The sequence below is a fragment of the Bacillus sp. AFS023182 genome (genome assembly GCF_002560575.1).
Classification (GTDB): Bacteria; Bacillota; Bacilli; order Bacillales; family Bacillaceae_G; genus Bacillus_A; species Bacillus_A arachidis.
In genome coordinates this window covers 1-423 of the sequence record NZ_NTRO01000182.1, presented here as the reverse complement: position 1 = coordinate 423, position 423 = coordinate 1, and the positions used below count along the sequence as shown (strand labels likewise).

General features: G+C 34.3%; 1 protein-coding gene and 1 pseudogene. Both read right to left on the bottom strand.

The window, feature by feature from the left end; genetic code table 11:
- Positions 1-77, bottom strand: a pseudogene (locus tag CN288_RS28110) (HK97 gp10 family phage protein); the annotation flags it as partial.
- Positions 70-402, bottom strand: a complete 333-nt coding sequence (locus tag CN288_RS28105) for a hypothetical protein (protein WP_098303654.1) — start codon at positions 400-402, stop codon at positions 70-72. The pseudogene CN288_RS28110 and the gene CN288_RS28105, both read right to left, overlap by 8 nt.
- Between the last annotated feature and the right edge of the window lie 21 nt (positions 403-423).

The window sequence follows — 423 nt, the reverse complement described above, 5'->3', positions numbered from 1 at the left end:
CTTACTTGTTTATTCACTCGCAACAATGTATTAATATCTTCCAAAGCATCAGCGAATCCATTATGATTACTAGCCATTAATACACCTCACATACGTTATAAACTGTGTGATAGTGTCGTCATTTTCGTCATAAGGTATTCCTTCGAACTGAGCATAAGAAACACCAGCATCATTAAAAACAGCCTTTAGTGGCTCATAATCTGCTTCAGTACCATTTGTAATAACTGCAATTTGATATAAAGGCATTGACTTTAAGACCTTATTAGAAGCCCTCTTATGCTGTTCATTCACAAATTCATACACAATATAAGGATATTTCGCATCAGTAGGAGCACTATCACGATAAACTGGAATTCCGGATTGCTTCATGATTGCTCTTAACTGTTCAAAATTAATTTGCATAAGATAAATTCAACTCCATAA

Coding starts and splice junctions, on each gene's coding strand:
- CN288_RS28105 (WP_098303654.1), bottom strand. CDS start 402: ATGCAAATTAATTTTGAACAGTTAAGAGCAATCATGAAGCAATCCGGA.